The sequence below is a fragment of the Mesorhizobium sp. M0016 genome (assembly GCF_040324035.1).
GTDB lineage: Bacteria > Pseudomonadota > Alphaproteobacteria > Rhizobiales > Rhizobiaceae > Mesorhizobium.
Window position 1 is genome coordinate 1 of sequence record NZ_JAMYVM010000020.1, and the last position, 23,489, is coordinate 23,489.

A 23,489-nucleotide genomic window follows, 5' to 3' on the forward strand; every position below is an offset into this window, starting at 1 on the left:
ACAAGCATCTCAAATCCACCAACATGCTGGAGCGGCTCAACGAGGAAATCCGCCGGCGCACCTATGTCGTGCGCATCTTCCCCAATACCGAAAGCTGCCTGCGCCTGGTCAGGGCGTTGGCCGTCGAGACCAATGAAAACTGGATGGAGGCCAACCGATACATCAACATGGACGACCTGCGCGAGCACAAGAAGCTCGCTCTGCGCCAAGCCGCATGACCAGCATCATGGCCGCCCCATTTTGCAGAACTTGACGCACACAACCGCATCGAGCCGGCGGTGGTTCCACAGGGCATAGGCAAGGATGGTGCCCGCACCCAGCGCGCCCGGATATTGTCCCAGCGAGCCAGGCCGAGGCCGCCCAGCAGCGGCTTTCCACGATGGTGACCTGCCACAGTCGACCAGCGCCCTTCGATTTTACGACAGGCGCAATTTCGATCAAACTGGCCTCGCAAAAGCCGACAAAATGTGCCGCCAAATGCGAGGAGACCTATGAACCCGACCGAGAAAGCGCTGTGGTTTGTCGAGAGCCATCTGCCGGAAGCGATCTCGCTTGAGGATGTCGCGCAAAGCAGCGGCGTCTCGCGCTTTCATGTGACGCGCGCCTTTGGCGCCGCCACCGGCCGTTCGGTGATGGGCTATATGCGCGCGCGCCGGCTGACCGAAGCGGCGCGCAAGCTGGCCTCCGGCGCGCCCGACATCCTCGCGGTCGCGCTCGATGCCGGCTACGCCTCGCACGAAGCCTTCACCCGCGCCTTCCGCGATCAGTTCGGCACGACGCCGGAACTGGTGCGCGCGCAGGGCAGCCTCAGCAATCTCGACCTTGTGGAGCCGATCATGATGGACCAGTCCTTCCTCGCCTCACTGCCGCCGCCGCGCTTCGAGACCGGCCGTCCCTTCCTCATTGCCGGCCTCGGCGAGCGCTACAGCTGCGAAACCAGCGCGGCCATTCCGATGCAGTGGCAACGCTTTGGGCCCTATATCGGCAACATCCCGGGCGAGACCGGCGACGTCGCCTATGGCGTCTGCGTCAATGGCGACGATGCCGGCAATTTCGACTATATCGCCGGGGTCGAAGTTTCGGATTTCTCGGACCTGCCGAAGGAGCTTTCGCGGGTGCGGGTGCCGGCGCAGAAATACGCCGTGTTCACCCATGCCGAGCACATCTCCACCATCCGCCGCACCGTCAACACGATCTGGAACAAATGGCTGCCGGCCTCGGGGCACGATATAGCCGACGGCCCCGAATTCGAGCGCTACGGCCCGGAGTTCGATCCGCGCAGCGGCAATGGCGGACTGGAGATATGGGTCCCGGTGGCCTGAACGCCGCTACAGCTCCAGGTTCCAGTTCTGGCCGACCAGATCCTTGCCGAAGGCGTGATGGCGCTCTTCGTCCACCAGCCTGAACCCGGCACTCTCGTAGATGTGGCGGGCGGCGGTCAGGATGTCGTTGGTCCATAGGGTCAGCGTCGTGTAGCCCTTGGCACGAGCAAAGCCGATGCACTCCTGAACCAGCCGCTTGCCGATGCCGAGGCCGCGCGCCGATGGTTCGGCATAGAGCAGGCGCAGCTTCGCCACCGCGTCGGATTTGCGCACGACGAAGACCGAGCCGACCACCTCCCCTTGCCGTTCGGCAATCCAGCTGCGTTCCCATTCTGGATCGAAGGATTTTACGAAGGCGCCGAGGATTTCGGCGACCAGCGCCTCGTAGGTTTCGTCCCAGCCATAGTCCTGTGCGTAGATCTGTCCTTGGCGGCGCACCACCCAGCCGATGTCGCCGACCTGCAAGGGGCGCAGCATATACGGCACTTTGGACTCCGGGCTGTCGCCCAGGAGTTGCTGCACCGTCTGCATGGCCTTGACCAGCCGGTCCTGTTCGGCAGCAGGAAGCCGCTCCAGCAAGGCCGCGACCTGGTCGTGCGAAGCCCGGTTCAGCGGCGCGAAGGCCTGCCGCCCCACCGGCGTCAGCGTGATCGACGACTGCCGCGCATCCGACGCCAGCGGCGCGCGCGCAATCAGCTGCAGGTGCTCGAACTTCTTCAGGAGCCGGCTGACATAACCGGCGTCGAGGCCGAGATCGCGGATGAGATCGCTGGCGGTCAGGCCATCGCGATGCGCCAGTTCGTAGAGCACCCGCGCCTCGGTCAGCGAGAAGGCGCTTTTCAGCAGGCCTTCGTCGAGCAGACCTATCTGGCGGGTGTAGAAGCGGTTGAAAGCCCGCACCGCGTCGATGCGTTCCTTGCCGGGTTGATGATGGATCGTCATGGGAAGCCTCCTGCCCCATCAACGATCGGTCATTTATTTGACTTAGTCAAGTATCGAGGAGATGCTCCCCCGGTCGTGTCTCAGGCGATGGCGCGGCGGCGCCGTGCGATCAGGACGAACAGGCCGAGCAGCACAACGCTGGCCGCAGCACTGGCGGCGGCAAATTCCGGCACCGGCCGAAAATCCTTGCCGTCGATCAGCAGCGATGCCGCGACCGGGCCGATCGCCAGACCGAAAAGCTGGGCCGCCGGCACCAGAAGCACGGCCGTGCGCGTCTCGTCGGCGGTGATCGCCAGCCGGATCTGATAGGGCACGATGAACAGAAGGATGAAGCCCATGATCAAGGCCGCGACCCAGAAAACCGTCAGGCCGGGGCTGCCGGCGAGCATCACGGAACTGGCGACGGCGACCACGCCGATCGCCACGATGGCGAAGCGGTAATCGATGCGCGCCTCGAAGACGGTAGCCGTCATTGCGCCCAGCACCTGCAATGCGAGGTTGGCCGAGACGATCAGGCCGACGGTGCGGCCATCGATGCCGTATTGTGCGCCAAGTGGCTCGAGAAACGCCCAGACCGAGCCGAAGAACATGAAGTAGCAGAAGACGCTCAGCAAAGCGGCAAGCGAAGGAACGGTCAGCACATTGCTGAACTGTTCCTCCTTGGGCAGGTCGGCATAGCTACCCGGGACGATGAAGGCGACGGCCACCGAGGCGATGCAGACGACGGCAAGAACGATGAAGCCGCCCGCCGATCCGGCGGCCGGGATGACGTAAAGCGCCAGCAGCAGGGCAAGGGCGCATTGCGCCAGGGTCTGAAGGGTGACGAAGAAGCCGCCGATGCGCTCGGCCCGGCGTGAACGGGCGATCAGTTCCGTGGCGACCGCCACCAGCCCACCCTCGGCGAGGCCTGCCACCGCGCGGGCGGCAATCAGCGAGGTCGAGGTCAGCGCATAGGCGGTCGCCCCGTTCGCCAGCGCCAGCAAGAGCAGAAGGACGGCACTTTTCAAGCGCATATTGTGGGCGGACAGCATCATGGCGATGGCCGCCGATCCGATGCCGATGGCGATCATCTCCGCCGTGGCGACCAGCGCGAGTTCGTCACCGCTGACATGCCCTTCGGTGTAGAGCGCGCCGAGAAGCACCGGCTGCAGCCCGAGAATCAGCAGGCCGACCGAGCCGATCCACAATGCCGAGGCGAGCTGCGCCCCAGTCGGGTTGCCGACCAGCCAGTCGCCGTTCCCGGCATCGGCGTTACCAGCAGAAGTCACGGTCGCCTCCCAACGTCCTTGCCTGTCGGCAAAAAAACTGACAGTCTGTCAGCATTTAGAAACTGATACTCGATCATATTCGTTTGTCAATCAGTAGCGGGACTTGGCACCAACAAGGCTGGGGATGGTCTTGGCGATCGAATGGTCTGGGCGATCGAGAGGATGGCGGCATGAACGAAGCAGTGCAGATGACGACCGAACCGAGGCGCAGGCCCAAACAGGAGCGCAGCCGCGAGCGCATCGACGCCATCCTGTCGACGACCATGCGGCTGATCGGCGAGAAAGGCATCGACGCCGTCACCATGAAGGAAGTCGGCGCACAGGCCGGCGGGCCGATCGCCACCGTCTATCATTACTTCCCCAACAAGTCGGCGATCCTGGCGATGCTCTACGAGCGATTCTCCGAAGTGAGCCGCGCCCGGCTTGCCGCGATCGTTGCCGACGTCGGCGGGCTGAGCGACGTTATCGCTGCGGCCGACCGGCTGCTCGACGACTACTATGAGCGCGTCGCCGGCGACCCCGCCATTCAGGACCTGCAAAACGCCATCCAGGCTGACAAGGCGCTGAAGAATCTCGACATCGCCGAAACCCGGCGCCAGGCGACGATGTTCTGCGACCATGTCGGTCCCTTTCTCGCAGCCGAGCGACGCAATGAGTTCGGCCGTATGGTTTTCCTGATCTTCCAGCTGGCCGGCGGCGTCGTGCGCATGGCGCTGACCCAGAACCAGGAGGAAAGCCGCCACACCATTGAGGACTACCGGTCGATCATCCATACGCAGTTGGGACTGTTTCTCTAGCGCCCGATTCGACCCCGTCCGGTCTGGTGGATGAGGTTTTCGAAGCCGTCGGCCAGGTTGGCTGTGCCGGCGGCAACAATCTTCGACAGGTTCCTGGCGCGACCTGGGGTCTTGTTGGCATCGAGCAGCACGGCCCTGCCCTCATGCACGACAAAGTCGAATTTGCCATAGTCGAAGCCCAGCTTCCGACGCAAGGCGCGCAGTTCGTCGGGAACCGCAACCGGCTGCCGGCGGACGGTGTCGTCGCCCTTGACCAGGCGCTGCGGCGAGACATAGCGGGTGCAGCGCTCCCGATCGCCGCAGAATATCCAGAACCGCGCCGCAAACCCGTCGGGCTCGATTTCGGGAATGAATTTTTCCACGATCAGGTCGGCACGCCTGAAAATCTCCGGCGCCACATCGGCCAGCGAGGCATGCACCTGATAACGGTCGAAGGTCTGCGCGCCCGGGAAAGGCACTGCCTTGCCGGCGCGAACGGATTTTCGGTTGAGCTGCTCCTCGGGCGTCCCCCAATGATTGAGGTTGCTCTTGACGATGACCTGGCCGCTCCAGTTGGCACCCTCCTCGAGGATCGCACCACTGATGCGGCGCTTGGAAATGTCGGTTGCACCAAGATTGAGACAAATCGGAAATCCGCGCGCGTAGTCGACATAGTCCGATGGCGTCACTGTCGCGTCGACATGCAGGACGGCAATATCGGCGTTATGACTTGCCGAGGGTCCACGCATGATCTGCACGGAGTGACCGCGCCGTTTCAGCTCCGCCAGGACGTCGAACAGCATGTAGGGGCTGTCCTGGCGCAGCAGGAGGCCCCGCCGGCTCTGGAAGCGGTCAAATTCATGCGTTATGACGGCAATGCGGGCCATGGCCTTTCCTGCATGAGGTAACTCGCAAGGCAACCAACAGCCTGGAAGGAAATATGTCCAGCCTTTCCCCAAACCGTTCCGCATGACTGAGCATTGGGACGCAATTCGCCGTCATTGGCGGCTTCTCGGGTCGCCGCTGTGTCCGCCCCCGGAAGCTGTCGCCGCCTATGAGCGCGAACTTAGCCTGCAATCAGTCGATGTGGTGCTGCTCGGGGTCACGCCGGAGCTTGCCGGCCTCGGAAGGACCATGCTCGCGATCGACGAGTCCACTGCCATGATATCGGGCATCTGGCCGGGCGATACCGCCTCACGCAAGGCGGTGATCGGCAACTGGCTGGAGTTGCCGCTGGGCGACGAAAGCGCCGGGGCGGTGATCGGCGACGGCTGCCTGTCGGCGCTGGACTCCTCGGTTGCACGGCAGGCGCTGCTTGCCGAGATCGCGCGTGTGCTGAAGTCCGGTGGGCGGGCTGCATTGCGCGCCTATGCAAGTCCTCAGGTACAGGATGATCTGCAGGAGGTCCGGGCGCTGACGCTTTCCGGTGGTGTCGCGACCTTCCACGAACTCAAATGGCGCATTGCCATGGCTTGTGCTGGCAGCGATCCCGACCGCGCCATTCCGGTGCGGGCGATCCTCGATGCCTTCGATGCGCTGTTTGCCGACCGGGAGGCCCTTGCCGCGACGACCGGATGGGAGATGCCGGTCATCGGCACCATCGATGCCTATGCGAATTCGAAGACTGTCTACAGTTTCGCCCCGGCGGCGACGCTGGTCGAAGAGGCGAGCCGGTTTTTTGACAGTGTCCGCCTCGCGCCGACAGGGACCTATGGGCTGGCTGAACGCTGTCCGCTTCTGGTGCTTAAATCGCCGCGGCGCCGATAGGGTCTGCCGTCGGATCGCGGCACGGCTCCAATTGGCACAATTGTGCTCACCGTTCGCCTTGACTCTCGAAAGCCACGCGCTTATTTCAGCGCGACGTTAGCACTCTCCCCAGGTGAGTGCTAACGCACATCCGGCACCGCCGGATCGAGGAACAGCTCTCACCGTTCTCATTCGAGGAAGAAAAAATGGCAAAGTCGAAGTTCCGCCCGCTTCATGACCGCGTGGTCGTACGCCGGGTCGAATCCGAATCCAAGACCGCCGGCGGGATCATCATCCCGGATACGGCAAAGGAAAAGCCGCAGGAAGGCGAGATCATCGCCGTCGGCTCCGGCGCTCGCGACGAAGCCGGCAAGCTGGTCCCGCTGGACGTCAAGGCCGGCGACCGCATCCTGTTCGGCAAGTGGTCGGGCACCGAAGTCAAGCTCAATGGCGAAGACCTTCTGATCATGAAGGAATCCGACATTATGGGCATCATCGGCTGATTATCGGCCTCACCGTCAACTAATTTCGGGCTTGATCGCAAGCCCCCTGCCAGGAGCTAAAAAATGGCTGCTAAAGACGTAAAATTCTCCCGCGACGCCCGCGAGCGCATGCTGCGCGGCGTCAACATCCTCGCCGACGCAGTGAAGGTCACGCTCGGCCCCAAGGGCCGCAACGTCGTCATCGACAAGTCGTTCGGCGCACCGCGCATCACCAAGGACGGCGTCACCGTCGCCAAGGAAATCGAGCTTGAAGACAAGTTCGAAAACATGGGCGCGCAGATGGTCCGCGAAGTTGCTTCGAAGACCAACGACATCGCCGGCGACGGCACCACGACCGCGACCGTTCTGGCGCAGTCGATCGTCCAGGAAGGCCACAAGGCCGTTGCCGCCGGCATGAACCCGATGGATCTGAAGCGCGGCATCGACCTGGCCGTGACCGAAGTCGTCGCGGCTCTCGGCAAGGCTGCCAAGAAGATCAAGACCTCCGAGGAAGTTGCCCAGGTCGGCACGATCTCGGCCAATGGCGACGAGTCGGTCGGCGCCATGATCGCCGAAGCGATGCAGAAGGTCGGCAATGAAGGCGTCATCACGGTTGAAGAAGCCAAGACCGCCGAGACCGAGCTGGAAGTCGTCGAAGGCATGCAGTTCGACCGCGGCTATCTCTCGCCCTACTTCGTCACCAACGCCGACAAGATGGTTGCCGAGCTCGAGGACGTCTACATCCTCCTGCACGAGAAGAAGCTGTCCAACCTCCAGGCCATGCTGCCGGTTCTCGAAGCCGTCGTGCAGACCTCCAAGCCGCTGCTCATCATCTCGGAAGACGTCGAAGGCGAGGCTCTGGCCACGCTGGTCGTCAACAAGCTGCGTGGCGGCCTGAAGATCGCCGCCGTCAAGGCGCCGGGCTTCGGTGATCGCCGCAAGGCCATGCTGGAAGACATCGCCATCCTGACCGGTGGCCAGGTCATCTCGGAAGACCTCGGCATCAAGCTCGAGAATGTCGGCCTCAACATGCTCGGCCGCGCCAAGAAGGTGTCGATCTCCAAGGAGAACACCACCATCGTCGACGGCGCCGGCAAGAAGGCCGAGATCCAGGGCCGCGTTGCCCAGATCAAGCAGCAGATCGAAGAGACCACGTCGGACTACGACAAGGAGAAGCTGCAGGAACGTCTGGCGAAGCTCGCCGGCGGCGTTGCGGTGATCCGTGTCGGCGGCGCGACGGAAGTCGAAGTCAAGGAAAAGAAGGACCGCGTCGATGACGCCCTCAACGCGACCCGTGCGGCCGTGGAAGAAGGCATCGTTGCAGGCGGCGGCGTCGCTCTCCTGCGCGCTTCGGCGAACATCAAGGTCACCGGCGTCAATGCCGACCAGGCTGCCGGCATCAACATCGTTCGTCGTGCACTGCAGGCTCCGGCCCGTCAGATCGCTTCGAACGCAGGTGCTGAAGCTTCGATCGTCGCCGGCAAGATCCTCGACAACAAGGGCGCGACCTACGGCTACAACGCCCAGACCGGCGAGTATGGCGACATGATCGCCATGGGCATCGTCGACCCGGTCAAGGTCGTTCGCACCGCTCTCCAGGACGCGGCTTCGGTCGCCGGCCTGCTCGTCACCACCGAAGCCATGATCGCGGAGGCTCCCAAGAAGGAGTCGGCTGGCGGCGGCATGCCTGGCGGCATGGGCGGCGGCGGCATGGGCGGGATGGGCGGCATGGATTTCTAAGAATCCATAAAGCCGCCCATGAGCTAAAGTTGCTCAAGCCCGCAAGCGGGCTTGAGTGGCGGCATGGATTTCTAATCCAGCCAACCTGGCTTATGGATAAGGAAAGGGCGCCGAGAGGCGCCCTTTTTGTTTTAGAGACCAGTTAGTTAGGCCGCGCTCTCCGCCTGCCGCGCAACCTTGCCCGCAAGCACCGCCTGCTCGACGAATGCAGCCACCTCATCGGCCACCACCAGCACCGGTGCACGGTCGCGGGTGGCCCGCGCAATCACCATCAGCCCTTCCAGCGAGGATTCGATCAGCAGCGCCAAAGCGTGCGCGCGGCGTTCGGGCACCCCTGCCCTGACGAAGGCCTGTCGCAGCAAGCCGATCCATTGCTCGAAAGCCGATCGGCAGAGTTCCGCCAGTTCCGGCACATCGGTGGGTGAATCCAGCACCACCGGCGCGATGGGGCAACCCAGCGAAAAATCATTGTCCTCCAGCATGCGCCCGACCGACTGGTAGATGTGATGGACGGCCACTGCAGGATCGCTCTCGGCTGCCAGTGCTTCGCCCAGCCTTTTCGTGACGTCGGCAACGCTGTTGCGCGTCACCTCGATGACCAGTTGGTCCTTGCCGCCTGGGAAATGAAAATAGAGCGAGCCGCGCGGCGCCCCGCTGGCGCCCAGAATGTCGTTGAGCGAGGTGCCGTGATAGCCACGCTGCCTGAGCAACAGGCCTGTGGTCTCAAGTATGCGGGTGCGGGTGTCGTTGGCCATGTCAACCTCTGTCAGCAGTGACGCATTATAGGGCCTTGCCAAGAATATGACAATCGGTCTATATAATATGTAAATCAGTCTATATATTACAAGGAGAGTGACATGCGCAGCTACCGTCTTGAAGGGTTTGGTGGAACCGAATCCCTGGCGATGCGCGACGAGGCGCGGACGGAACCGAAACCGCATGAGATCGTGGTGCGAGTCCGCGCCGCCTCGCTCAATCGGCGCGACACGATGATCCTTGGCGGCACCTATCCGTTGCCGCCGCGGCAAGGCATCGTGCCGCTGAGCGACGGCGCCGGTGACGTCGTCGCAATCGGCGATGCCGCTACCCGTTTTGCCGTCGGCGACCGCGTCACCGGCAGCTACTTCGCCCGCTGGATCGATGGCCGCATCAATGCCGGTCTGATCGACCAGCTCGGCTGTACGCTGGACGGCATGCTGACTGAGTTTGCCGTGCTCGACGAACAATGGGCGGCGCGACTGCCCGATCATCTGAGCTGGCACGAAGCGGCGACGCTGACCTGCGCCGGCGTGACGGCCTGGAACGCGGTGACCGGGACCCGGATTCCGAAGCCTGGTCAATGGGTTCTCACCATCGGTTCGGGTGGCGTTTCGCTGTTTGCTCTGCAGTTCGCCAAGTTGCTCGGCTGCCGGGTTGTCGCCATCACATCGCGCGCGGAGAAGGCCGACAGGCTGCGGGCGCTGGGCGCCGACCTCGTTGTCTCCAGCACCGACATACCGGAATGGCGCGGCTGGGCGCGCGAGCAGACAGGCGGCATCGACCTCGTCGTCGAAACCGGCGGCCCGGCCACCTTCGCGCAGTCGCTGATTGCCAGCACGCTTTATGGACACATCGTGCTGCTGACGCTGCAGGACACTAGTGGCAGATCGATCGAGATGCCGGCAGCGCTTTATCAGCGCAGCCTCGTCACCATCAGCCGCCTGTTCGTCGGCAGCCGCAGCAATCTCGAGGCCATGCTGCGCGCCGTGTCGCAGCATCGCCTCAAGCCCGTTGTCGACAGGGTCTTTCCCTTTGCCGAAGCCCCCGAAGCGTACCGCCACTTCCAGCAGGGCGACGTGTTCGGGAAGGTTGTCATCGACTGCGCCTGACCCAATTGCCCGCTTTTCAACCCCGAACCAGGAGAACGACCATGACCATCCGTGAAGCTTCCGCAGAATGGCAAGGCACGCTGAAGGAAGGCGGCGGCCGTCTGCGGCTTGGCAGCGGCGTCTTCGAAGGCGCCTATTCCTTTCCGTCGCGGTTCGAGAACGGTCTGGGCACCAATCCCGAAGAGCTGATCGGGGCAGCACATGCCGGCTGCTTCTCGATGGCGCTGACCTTCGTCCTCGGCCAGGAAGGCCACGTCGCCCGCACCATCCGCACCGTCGCCAAGGTGCATCTCGGCGCGACCGCCGCCGGGCCGACGATCACCCGCATCGAGCTCGAAACGGAAGCAGAGATTCCCGGCCTTCAGCCTGCCGAATTCCAGCGTATGGCGGAGACGGCGAAGACGACCTGCCTTGTCTCTCGCGCTTTGGCCGGCGTTACAACCATCACCCTCAAGGCCGAGCTGGCCGCCACCACTGCCACGGACAATGAAAACCAGGAGGTATGAGATGAGCCAGGACAGCATCACGAGCATTCATCCGGGCGACCACTCTAGCCAGACGGCCGAGATCATGCGTCGCTTCAACGATGTGTTCCAGCTGCACGATCCGTCCGCGCTTGCCGAGTTGGTGGCGCAGGATTGCGTTATCGAAAACACCGTGCCGGCGCCGGACGGCGCCCGCCATGCCGGCAAAGAGGCATGCATTGACCTATGGTCGGCGATCGCCACCCAGCCCGGCACGCGCTTCGACCTTGAGGAAACCTTCGTCGCCGGTGAACGGGCGACGATCCGCTGGCGCTACTTCATGGCCGACGGCAACTCCATCCGCGGCGTCAACCTGATGCGTGTCGCGGACGAGCTGATCGTCGAGGCGATGGGTTACGTCAAAGGATAGAAGCGTTGCCCGGCACTCCCGTTCCCAGCCCGGAATCTCGCTCAAGTCGAGTTTCCGGGCCGGTTTTCTGGTCATTGGATGACGCGGTGCAGCTTCACCGTGGTGCTGGGACTGTTCTGGATGGTCTGGAAGATCACGCAATAGCGATCCGTGAGTTCGAGCAGTTGGTCGAGCTGACTTTGGGGAGCGTCGGTGTCGATGTCGAACCGCAAGCGGATTTCCTTGAAGCCGACTGGAACACCCGCAGTCACGCCGAGCGTGCCGCGAAGATCGACGTCACCTTCCGCGGAAACTTCGGCGGACCTGATCGGAATTTCGAGCACGGCCGCCGCCGCGCGCATCGAGACACCGGCGCATGCGATCAGCGCCTCCAGCAGCATGTCGCCGGAGCACAGTTCCTGGCCGCTGCCCCCGGCCATCGGATGGATGCCGGCAAGCGCCAGTCCGCGTCCGGTCTCGACCTTGCAGGTCACGGTGGACGCGTCGGCGACGCCTTTGGCCTTCAAGGTGAGGAACGCGGCCTTCGCATCCCTGCGATAGAGATCCTTGATCGGCTCCTGCGTGGCGCGAAATGTTGCGATTTCCATGAACAATCTCCTGTCTTGAATTGTCGTTGTCAAAAATGGCGAGCAGTGGCCGGGCCTTATTCCGGCACCGCGATGCCGGAGCCGCCGAGCTCAGCCGGAAAGTCCCTGAGCTTGGACAGCCCGTCCTTCATCGGCAGCACGGTCTCAGCGTAGTTGACGTGAACCCCAGGCGTGAATTTCACGCCTGGTATCGTTGCCGCATAGACATCGACCAGGCCGAGCGGCGGATGAACGGTCATCAGATGACCACCGCATTTGGTGCAGAACTGGCGATCGCTCATTTCGGTCTTCTCGAACCCGGACAGGAACTCCGCGCCCCTGGTGACCTTGACATTCTGAGGCTTACACAGCGTGAAGGCGTTCACGGGAGACGCCGACCACGATCGACACGAACCGCAATGGCAATAGCCCATTGCCTCGGCGGCTCCGTGCACTTCGATTTCCACGGCGCCGCAAAAACACTCGCCCTTATGTACCGTCATGACTTTTGTCCCTGGTTGGTTTCGACAGCACTCAGCGCCCACTCTCGGCAGCGCTTGAGCACCGGTGCAGGTTTAGGAGTTCTGGCCGCGAACTGAATGATACGGCGTCCGCCTCGCTTGACAGCGCGTCCGGAACTCGAAAGGGATGGCTAGCCGGGTGCGGGACGAAACGGAATGGCCGGGGATGCTCTGTCTGACCTGTTGAGGACGGTACGCCTTACCGGCGCGACGTTTTTTGACATTGAGGGCCACGAGCCGTGGGCCGTCTGCTCGCCGGCGCCATCGTCCATCCTGCCGAAGATCCTGCCCGGTGCGGACCATCTGATCTCCTACCATGTGGTAACGGCCGGTCGCTGCTTCGCGCGCATCGTCGGCCAGGAAGCGATCGCGCTGGAGGCCGGCGAAGTCGTCGTCTTCACCAGGAGCGACCCGCACATTATGTCCAGCAATCCGGCGCTGCGCGCCGATCCGCCGACAGCCGACGTTCTCGACATCGCAACATCCGGCCGGATGCCGTTTTACATCAACTGCGCCGGCGACGGCGCGACCTCGGCCAAGCTGGTTTGCGGCTATCTCGCCTGTGATGCACACCCTTTCAATCCACTGCTCGAGGCTTTGCCGTCGGTGATCAAGGCCGGAGATGCCAAAGGCGATGGCGGCTGGCTCAGCCAGTTCATCAACCTGGCTGTCACGGAGGTGGCGCAAAAGCGCGCAGGCAGTGAAACGGTGCTCACCAAACTGAGCGAACTGATGTTTGTCGACGTGTTGCGCCGCTACTTGGAATCGCTGCCGCCACAAACCACGGGATGGCTGGCTGGCCTGCGCGATCCGCACCTGGCGAGGGCACTGGCGCTGATCCACGACCGGCCGGCGCATAACTGGACGGTGGAGGCGCTGGCGAAGGACTCCGCGCTGTCGCGCAGCGTGCTCGCCGAACGCTTCACCAGGCTGGTCGGCATGCCGCCAATGCATTATCTCGCCAAATGGCGCATGCAGATCGCCTCGGAGCTGCTCAGCGCCGGCTCCAGCAACATGGCCAGCATCGCCGCTGAAATCGGATACGAATCCGAGGCAGCGTTCAGCCGCGCCTTCAAGAAGATGATCGGCCTTCCGCCCTCCGCCTGGCGTCTAGGCATCCGGACCGGATCCGGAACCGACGAAGAGTAGGCCGATGCCTGCCAGATCCTGTTCTATCGATCAGCAAGCGCCAGCTTGGCCCCAAGCATGACAAAGGCGCCGGCGAAGGTGCGGCGCATCCAGGTCAGCACCATCGGCCGCGACACGACATGGCTGCGGATCGAGGCGGCAAAGATGCCGTAAGCGACGAAGACGACGAAGGTCAGCAGCATGAAGACGCTCGAGAGCTCCAGCATCTTGGCAAATGCATTCGGTTCGGTCGTGCTGACGAATTGCGGCAGGAAGGCAAAGAAGAAGATCGACAGCTTCGGGTTCAGGATGTTGATCAGGATGCCGGAGGTGATGACCTTGGCTGCCGAGCGGGGTGCCGCGTTTTCATCGACGCTCAGGCCGCCCTTCTCCTTCAGCGTGTTCCAGGCCATGTAGAGGAGATAGGCGACGCCGAGATATTTCAGCGTCTCGAAGGCGACAGCACTTGTGTGCAGCAGCGCCGCCAGGCCGGTGATGGCGGCGGCCATATGCGGGATGATGCCAAGCGTGCAGCCGAATGCAGCAGTGATCGAGGCGCGCGCGCCTCGCGAAAGCCCGGCGCTCAGCGTGTAGAGAACGCCGGTGCCGGGCGAAGCCACGACGATCAGCGACGTCAACAGGAATTCGATGCTCATGGTTCCTCCAACGCCCTGCCCGTGGTGGAAGCTATCGGGGGATGTGGGATGAGGCAAGGTGGGCGTCGGCTAGATCGTTGGCATCCCGTGCGCCTTGCGCGCCATCAGGCAATCGTCGCCGCCAGGCATGCAGGCGTGGCAGACGTCCGGGCGGATCTCGTAGATGCCGCAGGCTGTGTGCTTGCCGATCTCGCCCGTAAGCGCCGAACAGCGCACGCCCTCGCAGCGCATCCCGGACAGGTCGGCGGACACGAACTTTTCCGGAATCCGGTCAAGTTGCGCATCGTCCTCGGTCGAGAAGCGCGGCCATTCGGCCGAGTAGGAACAGCAGGCGCCGCAGCTCTGGCAATCGAAAACCGGCTGGTCGTCCTGTTTTGACGACCGGATATCCCTGGCGGCCAACGCGACCAGCCCAGGTGCTGCGAGATTGCGATCGGCTTGGTGCGGCAAGGCGCTATTTCTTCTTGCCTGCCTTGCCCTTGGGCGTGGCGGCTGGCGCCTCGAACAGATCGGTTGCCGACGGTTCGGCGGCCTTCGGCGCGGCAGCGGGCTTGGCCTGCTTTGCAGTGGCAGCAGCCGGCGCTGCCGGCTGGTCCTTGGTGGAAAACTTTATGGCCATGTCAGTCCTCGTCGGAAAAGCGGGATGATGGTGCGCGCGGATTGCGCAAGCGGCCGATCAGCGCCGAGACCGCTGTGATGTTCATTTCCTCGGGCGACCAGTTCCTCGCCTCGGCAATGTGGTGCGCCGCCAGTTCGCGATGCGTGCTGCCGCTATAGGCGGCATCCTGGTAGGTCACGCGCTCCTGGGTCTTTTTGTCCTCGCGGACATATTCGACCAGATAGTTCGGGGCTTCGGCACGGCCGCGCACGCCGACGCGCACCTGGGCATCGCCATGCGCGCGCTTGCAGCGCTCGAGCTTTTCCAGCACACGGCGGACATATTCGACCGGCTTGTCCAGGCCCGGGACCATGGACGCTATGGTCGCATCGGCATCGATCGGCGTGGGCGGTACGCGCTTGGTGGCCATCAGCGTTTGCCTGCCCGCTTTGGCAGCGCCGCAAGGACTGCGGCCGCTGCCATGTCGTCGGCTTCCTTTTCCTTGCGCAGTTCGCGCAAGCGCGCGGTCTTGGCTTCGCGCGCCTCGCTGACGGCATCACGCTCGGACAGGATGCGGTTGAGTGACATCGACTGGGTTTGCGTCTTGCTGAACAGCGAGCCGGCCTGGTCGGCGGTCTTGGATTGAGTGGTCAAAACTTTCTCCTGTCGGGAGCCTGGTGCCGATAGAGCGAGAGCGGTCTTCGATTACGACCAAAGCAATACGGCAGCGGGGCAGTATGGGCGGTTCAGATTGCTGGAGCGTCCCTTAGCACGTTCCGGCCGGCGTGCGGCGCACTTTTAGCGGCACGACGCACAAAATGAAAAAGGCCAGGCACCGCCTGACCTTCCATGAAAGCGCCGCGCATCCAGTTGGATGCGCAAGGCGCTCCTTTCAGCCTTTCATCGGTGCCAGTACATCCGTGGTCACCGGAAGGCCGAATTCCTTATCAGGCCGCCTTCAACTGGTCGGCGGACATCTTGCCCGACTTGTTGTCGCGGGTCATCTCGTAGCCGAGCTTCTGACCCTCGACGATGTCACGCATGCCGGCGCGCTCTACGGCCGAGATGTGGACAAAAACGTCGGCGGAGCCGTCGTCAGGCTGAATAAAACCAAAACCTTTGGTGGCGTTGAACCATTTCACTGTGCCGGTGGCCATGAAGAACCCTTTCCCTGGCAAACATTCGTTCACCATCGTGCGACTGCACAACAGCGTTTTGTCTCGATTTTTGATGGGGAAGTTCGTCAAAGGCGCGCATCATGCGCGGATAACAAAAGTCGGTCAAACAAATATCGACATGTTTCTTATAGACTTCTTTTAGCGCCCAGTCAATTTCTGGTTTGGCCGGAGCCCAAATTCAACCTGAGGGTGCCTGAGGCATAAGCCTCAACTGACGAGGTGGCGGAGCGCAAGGCGTTCCCAAAAAATATTCCACGCCCCCGGAACCAATCGCAAGCCGGCGCATTTCCGTGGTGTCAGCAATTCAGAGAGCAATCTCAGTAATGCTGGCAAAAAGACGCTTCCCGCACATTAAACGGTGCGAGAGGCGTTCTTGTATGTGCCGTTATCTGACACAATTTCCAAGGGAAAACCGTTTCACACTTTTCCTTAAACTTACGCTCGCCTACAGGATCGCGCTGATCAGCGGCAGGATTTCGTAGCGGAAACCACGGCCGGAGTTCGACACCGGATCGCCGTCGGTGACCGCTCTTGCCTCGGCTTCGCTGCCGACACGCAGGATCAGCAGACCCCAAGGGCCGGCCGGGTCGGCGACCGGCCCGGCCAGGATCATGGTGCCCTCGGCAAGCTTGCCGCGCAGATAGTCGGCATGCCGGCCCATCAACTCCCTCTCCTCCTCCGTCAGGGTGAAGGCGAAGTCCGGCCGAGGCGGGATCAGCCGGCAGTGGAAGATTGTTGGCGCGGTAGTCTCACGCGGTCCATCATTGCCGGCCATCGGTCACTCACCGTGATGTCACTAGTGTCCTATTCGTCCGGGCCGGGTTCCGGCCAGGTCTCCTTCGCTGCTTCCGCATACCAGTGCCGCATCGCCGGCGTTGCCAACACGGCGTCGACATAGGCGCGCGTGTCGGGCGCGAGCTTGCCGCCATAGGTGTCGAAGCGGGTGACGACAGGTGCATACATGGCATCGGCCGCGGTGAAATGACCGAACAGGAAGGGGCCGCCCTTGCCGTATTGTTCCCGGCACTGGCGCCAGATCGTTTCGATGCGCGCGCGCTGCATGTCGCCTTCGGCGTCGAGCGGCTTGTGGGCCTTCGGCCGGCGCAAATTCATCGGCCAGCCATAGCGCACCTCGCGAAAGCCGGAATGCATCTCGGTCGCCACCGAGCGAGCCAAGGCGCGGGCGCCGATATCCTGCGGCCAAAGTTTTTTCTCAGGAAACAGGTCGGCCAGATATTCAAGGATGGCAAGGGTTTCCCAGACGATCCTGCCATTGTGATTCAACACTGGCACCAGGCCGGTCGGCGACACTTTCGCCAGATTGGCAAAAGTCTCGGGCGTGCGCAGGCGCACGAAACCTTCCTCGAACGGGATCTCCAGATGCTTCATCGCCACCCATGGCCTCAGCGACCAGGACGAAAAGCACTTGTTGGCGATGATGAGCGTAAATTCAGCCAAGGCGGTCTCCCCAAAATTTCGTCACACTAGTCACATGATACGACGCGGCAAAGCGTTTCGGCGACCATATAAGCGACCAGATGCGACGATGATCGCCGCCCAGGGAACCTAAGCCAAGCCGGCCCGTTTGCCTCCTGCGAATGAATCCCCGGAATCCCAGGAGATGCAAAGATGGTGAACAAGGATCAGGTTGCCGGCGTGGCCAAGCAGGTCAAGGGCTCGGTCAAGGAGGCCGGCGGCAAGGCGACCGGCAACAGGCAGACCCAGGCCGAAGGCACGGCCGACAAGACCGCCGGCAAGGTGCAGAAGGTCTATGGCGACGTGAAGGACAAGATCAAAAAGGCGCTCTGATTCGATCTTGCAGGCAATGAGGAAGGCGGCTCAAGGCCGCCTTTTTCTTGTCAGAGGCTGAGGCTCTTGCTGAAGGCGCTGGTGAACTTGACCCCGCCCCGGTCGCCCGCCGCCTCGCCCAGCACCACGTCCATGCCGTCCCCGGTTACCCTCACCAGCGCGAAGCCACCCATATAGGCAGCCTTCGGCTTGAACAGGTCGAGGCCATCGCTTTTGTAGATCATAGGCACTTCGTGCTGATGGCCATGGAAGATGGCGATGACATTGTAGCCCTTCAGCGCCGCCAGCATCGCCTGGCGGTCGGCCTCGCTCCACCAGTGCGGCGCGCCTGCGCCGTCATCGTCATAGGTGCGCTTGGCCGGATCCCAGCGCTCGACCGAGAAAGTGTCCCAGCCATAGTGCTGGAACAGGATGACGGGACGGCCATCCGCCGCGTAGATCGCCAGATCCTGCTTCAGCCACGGCAGGCTGCTCACCGCGCCATGGCCGGTGTCGCCGGCAAAGCGGTGAGTCTGGACGAGATGCAGGCCGCCCCAGTCCCAGGAATAGCAGTCGGTGTCGACATCGTATTCGGTGGCCGGCACCGGCGGCTTGAAGAACACGCCGGGGCGGTGGTTGATCTCGACATAGTCGCGCAATTCACGCCGGTACCAGTCGACATGGGGCGGCGAGCCGTTCTGGTCGAGATCGTGATTGCCGAGCCCGACATAGACCGGCATGTGCACGCGATCGGGGCCGACGCCCTGTTGATAGCGCTGGCTGAACTGCAAAAGCTGCGTGCCTTCGCTGGGCTCGGTGATCTGGCCGCCGCCATCGTCGGTGATGTCGCCGCCGACGACGAGGCCGAGCGGCGCGCCGATGCGGCTGCCGGCCGAATGCAGGCCAGTGGCGACGCCGTCGATCTCGGCCGGCCATTGCCGGTCGGCGAGGCCGTTGAGAGCGGCGACATTGCGCAGCAAGGCGGCGTCGGTCTTGCCTTCCTCCAGGCAGTTGGGGCTGAGGCCGCTCGACATGCGGCAGGCATGGACGTCGGCGATGAACAGAAAGGTGGCGTCGATGGGCTGGATGCGCTTGCCGGTCTGGCCAAGCGCGGCGCGCGGCAGCATGCCAGCCATGGTAAGGCCGGCTGCCTGTGCGAGGAAATTGCGACGGGAGAGGACGAGCTTGCGATTCATGACCTGAAATTCAGCACAGCCGGCGCCCCACCGTCCAGTTGCCAGGAATGGCAGGTCGACACGGCACTGTGGCTCTGGCATTTCTTGGGTCATGCTGGCGCGTAGCAAATACAAGCAGAGGGGGAGGATTTCATGAGAGCCGTTTCGATAGGCGTGGTGCTGGCTGGGTTGCTACCGGCGGCTGCGGTGCATGCCGCCGATTGTGTCGACGCAAAATCGGCCAAGGCCGGCTTCGTTCTGGAAATGCCTGGCGTCCGCAGCGAGTTTCGGCCGGTGGCCGGCGGCATGGTGTCCGTCGCCAACAACTACGAATCGCAATCGCCGCAGACACAGTTCCTGTTTGCCGGCCTGGTCGAAGTGTTTCGCGACAGCGATACCGGACGGGTGGCGACGATTCCGTTTTCCGATCTGCGAAAACTGTTTCCGCTGAAGACGGGAGCCAAGAGCACGATCGAATTCGTCGAGTTGTCGCCGAACAAGCAGCCGAAGAGCACCAAGACACTGAGCCTGGTCGTCAAGGGCAAGGAGACGTTCAGCGTCGGCGGCTGCAAATACAACGTGCTGGCGGTCACGGAGACCTTCAAGAACGGCGCCGGCGAAACGCTGGACACATTCACCGCGCTTTATGCTCCCGATCTGCAAGCGTCTCTCGCCCGGCGTTACGACGAAGGGACCAGCGCGGAATCGGTGAACGGTTACGAGACGATCAAGCCGCTTTCCAACTAGAACAGCGCAGTTCCGGCCTCAAGGTTTTCCCGGCCGCAGCAGGATCCTGCGACGCCGCTTCGCTCTGCTCGGGAATGGCGGCGTTGAGCTGCCCTGAAGTTCGGCCAGGCAATCGCGCAGCACGCTGGCATCCTGTGCCGCCTTGGCCATCGACATGGCGCCGGAATAGGCGGCGATGGCGAGTGCCGCAAAGCGCTCGGGGTCGGTGCCCTGCTCCCTCCCCGACTGCTGGTCGGCTCGCACCTTGTCGGCAACCGCCTGACGCCATCCGGCAAAGATATCGTCCAGAGCGGCGCGGAAATCCGGGTCAGCGAGCGACAGTTCATGCGCCAGATTGTTGAGCGGACAGCCGCGCACGAAGCCTTGCTGCTCAAGCTCGGTCGCCACCGCCTCGAACACCGCGCGCACGCCTTCGCGCGCCGAGCCTGCCGCCCGTACAGGGTTGATCCAGGTTTCATCGAGGGCCGCTGCCACGCGCTCCTCGATCACCGCCAGAGCGAGCGCCTTCTTCGTCGGGAAATGATGATGCAGCGCGCCGCCGCTGACGCCTGCGGTCGTCATCAACTCGCCAAGAGCGGATGCATGATAGCCACGCGCCTGGAACGACGCTTCGGCGATATCGAGCACCTTGTTGCGCAGCCCTTCGGGATCGTTGGTGCGTTTTCGCGGCGGCCCTTTCGGAGCCCGAGCAATCTCTGCTGACATTTGCCAACGATAGCAGATTGACAAAACAGGACAACCGGTCTGTTTTATAAACCGGATGATCATCCTGTTTTTGGAGACGACACAATGACCGTACCCCTGAATGCGCCTGCGACGGCAAGCCTGCTCGCTTCGCCTGTCGTCGAGTTGCGGCAGTACACGCTGAAGCCGGGCCGGCGCGAGACGCTGATCGACATCTTCGACAGTCGGTTCATCGAAGGCCAGGAACACGCCGGCATGACCATCATCGGACAGTTCCGCGACCTCGACCGCCCCGACATGTTCGTCTGGCTGCGCGGCTTCGATGGCATGGAAGCGCGGAAGCAGGCGCTCACCGCCTTCTATGACGGGCCGGTGTGGACGGCGCACCGCGACGCCGCCAATGCGACGATGATCGATTCTGACGATGTGCTGCTCTTGAAGGCGGCATGGCCAGGCGCCGGCTTCGATCTGTCAGGCGCGCAGCGAGGCGCCATGCCGGCGGATGGAAAGCCGAGCGCAGACGATGGCTTGACCGGTGTTGTTGTCATCCAGATTCATCATCTGCGGTCTGGCGCCGAAGCCGATTTCGCCGGCAATTTCGAAACGGATGCCGTTCCGGTCCTTATCGGCGCCGGCGGACGGTTGCTTGGCGCCTTCATCACCGAGCACGCCGAAAACAGCTTTCCCCGCCTGCCGGTGCGCTTGAGCGAAAACGTCTTTATCGCGGTGACGGGTTTCAACAGTCCCGAGGCGCATGCCAGTTACGAAGCCGCAGTTGCCGCTTCGCCCCAATGGCAAGCGGCCGATGTGACCTGGCGGACCGAAACCTTGCGCCTGACGCCGACGTCGCAGTCGCTGCTGCGGTAACCGGATCGGCACGCGGCCAACCGAAGTTCATACTGAGCGATAGGCCGGCGGCTTGACCGCCCTCGCCGATCGGCATTGCCTTCGTGACGCGGGCAACAGCGAGAGCATTCGATGCGACTTGGCCTTCAATGAGACTTTCTGGCAAGCGAGCACTGGTGACCGGCGGCTCGGACGGCATCGGCCTGGCGATATCGGAAGCTTTCTTGCGCGAGGGCGCCGACGTGCTGATCGTCGGTCGCGACACCAGCAAGCTCGAGACCGCCCGCGAGACACTTGCGGCGGCGGGCAACGTCGGCACCCAGTCGGCCGATCTCTCGACCTCGTCCGGCATCGATGCCGTGGTCGATCGCGCGAAAGCAACCGGCCCGCTCGACATCCTCGTCAACAATGCCGGCGTCGCTTATCTGGTGGCTTTCGAGACCGTCACCGAGCACCAATTCCAGCAATCCTTCGCGCTCAATGTGACGGCGGCGTTCTTCCTTACCCAGCGCCTGCTGCCGCATTTCGGCGCCGGCGCTTCGGTCATCAACATCTCGTCCTACTTCGCCAACAAGATGATCCCGAAGCGGCCATCGAGCCTGTATTCCTTGTCCAAGGGCGCGCTGAATTCGCTGACCAAGTCGCTGGCCTTCGAGCTTGGTCCGCGCGGCATCAGGGTCAATGCGATTGCGCCCGGCACGGTCGAGACCGCCATGCGGCGCAAGTCGATCGAAAACCTGCCGGCGGCAGCGCAGGCCGAGCTGAAAGCCTATGTCGAGCGCAGCTACCCGCTCGGCCGCATCGGCCAGACCAGCGATCTTGCCGGCATCGCCGTCTATCTCGCCAGCGATGAGGCGGCGTGGACCAGCGGCGGCATTTTCGCGATCGATGGCGGGTATACGGCGGGGTGACCGTTTGGACGGCCCTCTGCCTCGAACAAGCGGAGCACTTGACCAAACTTCCGATACCGCGTCTGTCTGCAGATTGAGCAATGCTTCAGACATTCGTGGTGCCATGCCGTCTATCGATCCACTGATCCTCTTCTACACAACGTTCTTCAGCAAACCCGTCGATATCGCGTCGATACAGTGCGAAATTCCCGGGCGGTGGACACTGGACAAACGACGGATTTCCGAGGCCGCGGCAGTCGTCTTCCATATTCCGAACTTTCGCGAAGTTGGCGATGCCTACAAATACCCTGGTCAATATTGGGTCGCCTGGTCGATGGAATGCGGCCAAAACTACAAGCGACTTGCCGACCCCAAAATCATGCGGCACTTCGATATCATCATGACGCATGAATCCCGGTCTGATGTCTGGGTACCCTACCTTCCGCGTGCGGTGTGGTGGAAAGATGCGCTGGCCAGACCAATCGTGCCGAAAACGGAAGAAGCGCCGGTCGCACTCTTCCAGTCGGCAGGCCTGAATTATAGCGGCCGAGTCGATTTGGCGAACGAACTGGCGCGCCACATCAAGATCGATTCTTATGGCCGATATCGCAACAACCGATCGGTCTCTGGCCCCGATCTGGGCTCGAAGACCAAGATCGAAACCATTGCGCGGCACAAATTCTGCCTGGCCATGGAGAACTCGATCGAGGCCGACTATGTCACCGAGAAAATCTATGACGCGTTCATGGCGGGCACGGTGCCGATCTACCTTGGCGCTCCCAATGTGGACGAGTTCGTTCCGGAGCACTCCTTTATTGACGCCAGTGCCTTCGCCAGCGCCAGCGATCTTGCAGCCTATCTCCAGCACCTGATCGCAACGCCGCAAGACTACGAGGCTTATTTCGACTGGCGCTCAAAGCCATTGCCCGACAATCTCGTCAAACGGGTGCAATCATTGGAAACACCCGCGTTCTGCAGACTGATGAGCGTCGTGCGCCAGCGTCTGGAGGCGCGGACAAGCACGCCTTCCGGACGGCGAACACTTCCGTTCGGCTATAGATCCTATCTCAGGACAAAGCTGCGCCGTTGGAGGAAAAAGGTTCCGAGCTGACGGTCCGCGATCAGGCGCGCTTTCAGCAAAATACGGAGGACAAAGAGCGTCTCTTGCGACGTCGAGACGGCTTCGACCTTGCCGCCATGCATCTTGGAAATCTCCGAGGCTATGTGGAGGCGCTCCCAGGGTGGACTTGAAATTCTCGGCTTCGCGATCCGAAGCTCGATCCGGATGCGATGCCGGATTTTGGTCGGGAAACTGAACAGAAGGACAAGTGCATAAGCTACCTCATCGCTGCTGTTGCCAGTGAGACGCCGGCACGGATGGTAGTTTGTGTGGCAGCGTCGCTCGTAGGTAGACGTGAATTGCGCATTGCTGATCCTGGGGGAAGTTTGCGTAGAGCAATCCGCCAGCTCGACATGATCTTATCGAGCTAAATCCGCAAGTTTCCGTCCACTTTATGGGATCAAGCCGCACTGAGGAGCAATTTCCTTCACACGAAAGTGGAGGGTGCAGGATCCCGAAGGGCGGCGCTACTGCTTCAACCGATTTACTGCCTGCCGGCCGCAATCTCTGCTTGAAGGCCATTGTGCAACGCGATACGCCGTTGCCGAATTCGA

The 23,489-nt window shown here is 62.5% G+C and carries 31 protein-coding genes; 15 read left to right on the forward strand and 16 right to left on the reverse strand.

Annotation, left to right across the window (positions count from 1 at the left end; all coding sequences use genetic code 11):
- Window positions 1–218, forward strand: a 218-nt coding sequence (locus NKJ88_RS24225) for an IS256 family transposase (protein ID WP_023690563.1), incomplete at its 5' end; no start/stop codon positions are given.
- 273 nt (window positions 219–491) lie between these two features.
- Window positions 492–1,322: an AraC family transcriptional regulator gene (locus NKJ88_RS24230; protein WP_352445829.1), complete on the forward strand. Its 831-nt coding sequence runs from the start codon at window positions 492–494 to the stop codon at window positions 1,320–1,322.
- A 6-nt stretch (window positions 1,323–1,328) separates the two neighbouring features.
- Here NKJ88_RS24230 and NKJ88_RS24235 read toward each other — a convergent pair whose 3' ends face one another.
- Both NKJ88_RS24235 and NKJ88_RS24240 read right to left on the reverse strand, forming a co-directional pair.
- Window positions 1,329–2,264, reverse strand: coding sequence for a bifunctional helix-turn-helix transcriptional regulator/GNAT family N-acetyltransferase (locus tag NKJ88_RS24235; RefSeq protein ID WP_352445831.1), 936 nt, complete (start codon window positions 2,262–2,264; stop codon window positions 1,329–1,331).
- 80 nt (window positions 2,265–2,344) lie between these two features.
- Complete coding sequence (locus NKJ88_RS24240; RefSeq protein WP_352445833.1) at window positions 2,345–3,532, reverse strand: MFS transporter; 1,188 nt, start codon at window positions 3,530–3,532, stop codon at window positions 2,345–2,347.
- A gap of 170 nt (window positions 3,533–3,702) precedes the next feature.
- Here NKJ88_RS24240 and NKJ88_RS24245 point away from each other — a divergent pair, with 170 nt between their 5' ends.
- On the forward strand, window positions 3,703–4,329 hold the full coding sequence (locus NKJ88_RS24245; RefSeq protein WP_352445835.1) for a TetR/AcrR family transcriptional regulator: 627 nt from the start codon (window positions 3,703–3,705) through the stop codon (window positions 4,327–4,329).
- Here the strand turns inward: NKJ88_RS24245 and NKJ88_RS24250 are convergent.
- A complete protein-coding gene (locus NKJ88_RS24250) occupies window positions 4,326–5,195 on the reverse strand; it encodes a hypothetical protein (protein WP_023715203.1) in 870 nt (289 codons plus the stop codon). The two genes, NKJ88_RS24245 and NKJ88_RS24250, sit on opposite strands and share 4 nt — an antisense overlap.
- An 82-nt stretch (window positions 5,196–5,277) precedes the next feature.
- Between NKJ88_RS24250 and NKJ88_RS24255 the strand changes: the two genes are divergently transcribed.
- From NKJ88_RS24255 to groL, 3 genes are all read left to right on the forward strand, one after another.
- Window positions 5,278–6,075, forward strand: a complete 798-nt coding sequence (locus NKJ88_RS24255) for a class I SAM-dependent methyltransferase (RefSeq protein ID WP_352445837.1) — start codon at window positions 5,278–5,280, stop codon at window positions 6,073–6,075.
- 185 nt (window positions 6,076–6,260) lie between these two features.
- Window positions 6,261–6,557 (forward strand): co-chaperone GroES, encoded by a 297-nt coding sequence (gene groES, locus NKJ88_RS24260; RefSeq protein WP_006203049.1) that lies wholly within the window; start codon window positions 6,261–6,263, stop codon window positions 6,555–6,557.
- Window positions 6,558–6,620: 63 nt separating this feature from the next.
- On the forward strand, window positions 6,621–8,276 hold the full coding sequence (groL, locus tag NKJ88_RS24265) for a chaperonin GroEL (protein ID WP_023709705.1): 1,656 nt from the start codon (window positions 6,621–6,623) through the stop codon (window positions 8,274–8,276).
- A 146-nt stretch (window positions 8,277–8,422) separates the two neighbouring features.
- On the opposite strand, the gene NKJ88_RS24270 is transcribed toward groL, so the two are convergent.
- A complete protein-coding gene (locus NKJ88_RS24270; protein ID WP_352445839.1) occupies window positions 8,423–9,031 on the reverse strand; it encodes a TetR/AcrR family transcriptional regulator in 609 nt (202 codons plus the stop codon).
- A 102-nt stretch (window positions 9,032–9,133) separates the two neighbouring features.
- On the opposite strand from NKJ88_RS24270, the gene NKJ88_RS24275 reads away from it, so the two are divergent.
- The 3 genes from NKJ88_RS24275 to NKJ88_RS24285 are packed head-to-tail and all read left to right on the forward strand — an operon-like array spanning window position 9,134 to window position 11,038.
- Complete coding sequence (locus NKJ88_RS24275; RefSeq protein ID WP_352445841.1) at window positions 9,134–10,144, forward strand: zinc-dependent alcohol dehydrogenase family protein; 1,011 nt, start codon at window positions 9,134–9,136, stop codon at window positions 10,142–10,144.
- 41 nt (window positions 10,145–10,185) lie between these two features.
- Window positions 10,186–10,650: an OsmC family peroxiredoxin gene (locus NKJ88_RS24280; protein ID WP_352445843.1), complete on the forward strand. Its 465-nt coding sequence runs from the start codon at window positions 10,186–10,188 to the stop codon at window positions 10,648–10,650.
- Between the two features lies 1 nt (window position 10,651).
- Window positions 10,652–11,038 carry a nuclear transport factor 2 family protein gene (locus NKJ88_RS24285; RefSeq protein ID WP_023697709.1) on the forward strand — a complete coding sequence of 129 codons (387 nt, stop codon included), beginning with the start codon at window positions 10,652–10,654 and terminating at the stop codon, window positions 11,036–11,038.
- A gap of 71 nt (window positions 11,039–11,109) precedes the next feature.
- Here NKJ88_RS24285 and NKJ88_RS24290 read toward each other — a convergent pair whose 3' ends face one another.
- Both NKJ88_RS24290 and NKJ88_RS24295 read right to left on the reverse strand, forming a co-directional pair.
- A complete protein-coding gene (locus NKJ88_RS24290) occupies window positions 11,110–11,625 on the reverse strand; it encodes an OsmC family protein (RefSeq protein ID WP_023671510.1) in 516 nt (171 codons plus the stop codon).
- 56 nt (window positions 11,626–11,681) lie between these two features.
- On the reverse strand, window positions 11,682–12,107 hold the full coding sequence (locus tag NKJ88_RS24295) for a GFA family protein (protein ID WP_352445845.1): 426 nt from the start codon (window positions 12,105–12,107) through the stop codon (window positions 11,682–11,684).
- A gap of 174 nt (window positions 12,108–12,281) precedes the next feature.
- Here NKJ88_RS24295 and NKJ88_RS24300 point away from each other — a divergent pair, with 174 nt between their 5' ends.
- Complete coding sequence (locus NKJ88_RS24300; protein ID WP_352445847.1) at window positions 12,282–13,274, forward strand: AraC family transcriptional regulator; 993 nt, start codon at window positions 12,282–12,284, stop codon at window positions 13,272–13,274.
- Between the two features lie 23 nt (window positions 13,275–13,297).
- Here NKJ88_RS24300 and NKJ88_RS24305 read toward each other — a convergent pair whose 3' ends face one another.
- The 8 genes from NKJ88_RS24305 to NKJ88_RS24340 form a co-directional block, all read right to left on the reverse strand.
- A complete protein-coding gene (locus NKJ88_RS24305) occupies window positions 13,298–13,909 on the reverse strand; it encodes a LysE family translocator (RefSeq protein WP_023689918.1) in 612 nt (203 codons plus the stop codon).
- 69 nt (window positions 13,910–13,978) lie between these two features.
- Window positions 13,979–14,311: a YkgJ family cysteine cluster protein gene (locus tag NKJ88_RS24310; protein ID WP_023671506.1), complete on the reverse strand. Its 333-nt coding sequence runs from the start codon at window positions 14,309–14,311 to the stop codon at window positions 13,979–13,981.
- Between the two features lie 52 nt (window positions 14,312–14,363).
- The gene (locus NKJ88_RS24315; RefSeq protein WP_023671505.1) at window positions 14,364–14,528 is read right to left on the reverse strand and encodes a hypothetical protein; all 165 of its coding nucleotides are present in this window, start codon (window positions 14,526–14,528) and stop codon (window positions 14,364–14,366) included.
- A gap of 1 nt (window position 14,529) precedes the next feature.
- The gene (locus NKJ88_RS24320; RefSeq protein ID WP_023671504.1) at window positions 14,530–14,937 is read right to left on the reverse strand and encodes a hypothetical protein; all 408 of its coding nucleotides are present in this window, start codon (window positions 14,935–14,937) and stop codon (window positions 14,530–14,532) included.
- The gene (locus tag NKJ88_RS24325; RefSeq protein ID WP_023689917.1) at window positions 14,937–15,161 is read right to left on the reverse strand and encodes a hypothetical protein; all 225 of its coding nucleotides are present in this window, start codon (window positions 15,159–15,161) and stop codon (window positions 14,937–14,939) included. Before NKJ88_RS24325 ends, NKJ88_RS24320 begins: the two co-directional genes overlap by 1 nt.
- A gap of 293 nt (window positions 15,162–15,454) precedes the next feature.
- A complete protein-coding gene (locus tag NKJ88_RS24330; RefSeq protein ID WP_023671502.1) occupies window positions 15,455–15,664 on the reverse strand; it encodes a cold-shock protein in 210 nt (69 codons plus the stop codon).
- Window positions 15,665–16,130: 466 nt separating this feature from the next.
- Window positions 16,131–16,460: a YciI family protein gene (locus NKJ88_RS24335; RefSeq protein WP_023705709.1), complete on the reverse strand. Its 330-nt coding sequence runs from the start codon at window positions 16,458–16,460 to the stop codon at window positions 16,131–16,133.
- 29 nt (window positions 16,461–16,489) lie between these two features.
- Window positions 16,490–17,143, reverse strand: a complete 654-nt coding sequence (locus tag NKJ88_RS24340) for a glutathione S-transferase family protein (RefSeq protein ID WP_023705708.1) — start codon at window positions 17,141–17,143, stop codon at window positions 16,490–16,492.
- 171 nt (window positions 17,144–17,314) lie between these two features.
- Here NKJ88_RS24340 and NKJ88_RS24345 point away from each other — a divergent pair, with 171 nt between their 5' ends.
- On the forward strand, window positions 17,315–17,494 hold the full coding sequence (locus NKJ88_RS24345) for a CsbD family protein (RefSeq protein WP_023671498.1): 180 nt from the start codon (window positions 17,315–17,317) through the stop codon (window positions 17,492–17,494).
- A gap of 50 nt (window positions 17,495–17,544) precedes the next feature.
- Here the strand turns inward: NKJ88_RS24345 and NKJ88_RS24350 are convergent, their stop codons facing one another.
- On the reverse strand, window positions 17,545–18,669 hold the full coding sequence (locus tag NKJ88_RS24350) for a metallophosphoesterase (RefSeq protein WP_352445850.1): 1,125 nt from the start codon (window positions 18,667–18,669) through the stop codon (window positions 17,545–17,547).
- A 132-nt stretch (window positions 18,670–18,801) separates the two neighbouring features.
- On the opposite strand from NKJ88_RS24350, the gene NKJ88_RS24355 reads away from it, so the two are divergent.
- Window positions 18,802–19,395, forward strand: a complete 594-nt coding sequence (locus tag NKJ88_RS24355; RefSeq protein ID WP_023689912.1) for a hypothetical protein — start codon at window positions 18,802–18,804, stop codon at window positions 19,393–19,395.
- A gap of 18 nt (window positions 19,396–19,413) precedes the next feature.
- Here the strand turns inward: NKJ88_RS24355 and NKJ88_RS24360 are convergent, their stop codons facing one another.
- On the reverse strand, window positions 19,414–20,100 hold the full coding sequence (locus tag NKJ88_RS24360; RefSeq protein WP_023689911.1) for a TetR/AcrR family transcriptional regulator: 687 nt from the start codon (window positions 20,098–20,100) through the stop codon (window positions 19,414–19,416).
- Between the two features lie 84 nt (window positions 20,101–20,184).
- On the opposite strand from NKJ88_RS24360, the gene NKJ88_RS24365 reads away from it, so the two are divergent.
- From NKJ88_RS24365 to NKJ88_RS24375, 3 genes are all read left to right on the forward strand, one after another.
- Window positions 20,185–20,946 carry an NIPSNAP family protein gene (locus NKJ88_RS24365; protein ID WP_352445852.1) on the forward strand — a complete coding sequence of 254 codons (762 nt, stop codon included), beginning with the start codon at window positions 20,185–20,187 and terminating at the stop codon, window positions 20,944–20,946.
- A 128-nt stretch (window positions 20,947–21,074) separates the two neighbouring features.
- Window positions 21,075–21,836 (forward strand): SDR family NAD(P)-dependent oxidoreductase, encoded by a 762-nt coding sequence (locus tag NKJ88_RS24370; protein ID WP_352445853.1) that lies wholly within the window; start codon window positions 21,075–21,077, stop codon window positions 21,834–21,836.
- A gap of 103 nt (window positions 21,837–21,939) precedes the next feature.
- Window positions 21,940–22,926, forward strand: coding sequence for a glycosyltransferase family 10 domain-containing protein (locus NKJ88_RS24375; protein ID WP_352445855.1), 987 nt, complete (start codon window positions 21,940–21,942; stop codon window positions 22,924–22,926).
- The last annotated feature ends 563 nt before the right edge of the window (window positions 22,927–23,489 follow it).

Coding starts and splice junctions, on each gene's coding strand:
- NKJ88_RS24250 (WP_023715203.1), bottom strand. CDS start 5,195: ATGGCCCGCATTGCCGTCATAACGCATGAATTTGACCGCTTCCAGAGC.
- NKJ88_RS24345 (WP_023671498.1), top strand. CDS start 17,315: ATGGTGAACAAGGATCAGGTTGCCGGCGTGGCCAAGCAGGTCAAGGGC.
- NKJ88_RS24275 (WP_352445841.1), top strand. CDS start 9,134: ATGCGCAGCTACCGTCTTGAAGGGTTTGGTGGAACCGAATCCCTGGCG.
- NKJ88_RS24330 (WP_023671502.1), bottom strand. CDS start 15,664: ATGGCCACCGGCACAGTGAAATGGTTCAACGCCACCAAAGGTTTTGGT.
- NKJ88_RS24235 (WP_352445831.1), bottom strand. CDS start 2,264: ATGACGATCCATCATCAACCCGGCAAGGAACGCATCGACGCGGTGCGG.
- NKJ88_RS24375 (WP_352445855.1), top strand. CDS start 21,940: ATGCCGTCTATCGATCCACTGATCCTCTTCTACACAACGTTCTTCAGC.
- NKJ88_RS24245 (WP_352445835.1), top strand. CDS start 3,703: ATGAACGAAGCAGTGCAGATGACGACCGAACCGAGGCGCAGGCCCAAA.
- NKJ88_RS24370 (WP_352445853.1), top strand. CDS start 21,075: ATGAGACTTTCTGGCAAGCGAGCACTGGTGACCGGCGGCTCGGACGGC.
- NKJ88_RS24285 (WP_023697709.1), top strand. CDS start 10,652: ATGAGCCAGGACAGCATCACGAGCATTCATCCGGGCGACCACTCTAGC.
- NKJ88_RS24270 (WP_352445839.1), bottom strand. CDS start 9,031: ATGGCCAACGACACCCGCACCCGCATACTTGAGACCACAGGCCTGTTG.
- NKJ88_RS24355 (WP_023689912.1), top strand. CDS start 18,802: ATGAGAGCCGTTTCGATAGGCGTGGTGCTGGCTGGGTTGCTACCGGCG.
- groES (WP_006203049.1), top strand. CDS start 6,261: ATGGCAAAGTCGAAGTTCCGCCCGCTTCATGACCGCGTGGTCGTACGC.
- groL (WP_023709705.1), top strand. CDS start 6,621: ATGGCTGCTAAAGACGTAAAATTCTCCCGCGACGCCCGCGAGCGCATG.
- NKJ88_RS24300 (WP_352445847.1), top strand. CDS start 12,282: ATGGCCGGGGATGCTCTGTCTGACCTGTTGAGGACGGTACGCCTTACC.
- NKJ88_RS24335 (WP_023705709.1), bottom strand. CDS start 16,460: ATGGCCGGCAATGATGGACCGCGTGAGACTACCGCGCCAACAATCTTC.
- NKJ88_RS24290 (WP_023671510.1), bottom strand. CDS start 11,625: ATGGAAATCGCAACATTTCGCGCCACGCAGGAGCCGATCAAGGATCTC.
- NKJ88_RS24295 (WP_352445845.1), bottom strand. CDS start 12,107: ATGACGGTACATAAGGGCGAGTGTTTTTGCGGCGCCGTGGAAATCGAA.
- NKJ88_RS24315 (WP_023671505.1), bottom strand. CDS start 14,528: ATGGCCATAAAGTTTTCCACCAAGGACCAGCCGGCAGCGCCGGCTGCT.
- NKJ88_RS24255 (WP_352445837.1), top strand. CDS start 5,278: ATGACTGAGCATTGGGACGCAATTCGCCGTCATTGGCGGCTTCTCGGG.
- NKJ88_RS24365 (WP_352445852.1), top strand. CDS start 20,185: ATGACCGTACCCCTGAATGCGCCTGCGACGGCAAGCCTGCTCGCTTCG.
- NKJ88_RS24320 (WP_023671504.1), bottom strand. CDS start 14,937: ATGGCCACCAAGCGCGTACCGCCCACGCCGATCGATGCCGATGCGACC.
- NKJ88_RS24230 (WP_352445829.1), top strand. CDS start 492: ATGAACCCGACCGAGAAAGCGCTGTGGTTTGTCGAGAGCCATCTGCCG.
- NKJ88_RS24305 (WP_023689918.1), bottom strand. CDS start 13,909: ATGAGCATCGAATTCCTGTTGACGTCGCTGATCGTCGTGGCTTCGCCC.
- NKJ88_RS24360 (WP_023689911.1), bottom strand. CDS start 20,100: ATGTCAGCAGAGATTGCTCGGGCTCCGAAAGGGCCGCCGCGAAAACGC.
- NKJ88_RS24350 (WP_352445850.1), bottom strand. CDS start 18,669: ATGAATCGCAAGCTCGTCCTCTCCCGTCGCAATTTCCTCGCACAGGCA.
- NKJ88_RS24280 (WP_352445843.1), top strand. CDS start 10,186: ATGACCATCCGTGAAGCTTCCGCAGAATGGCAAGGCACGCTGAAGGAA.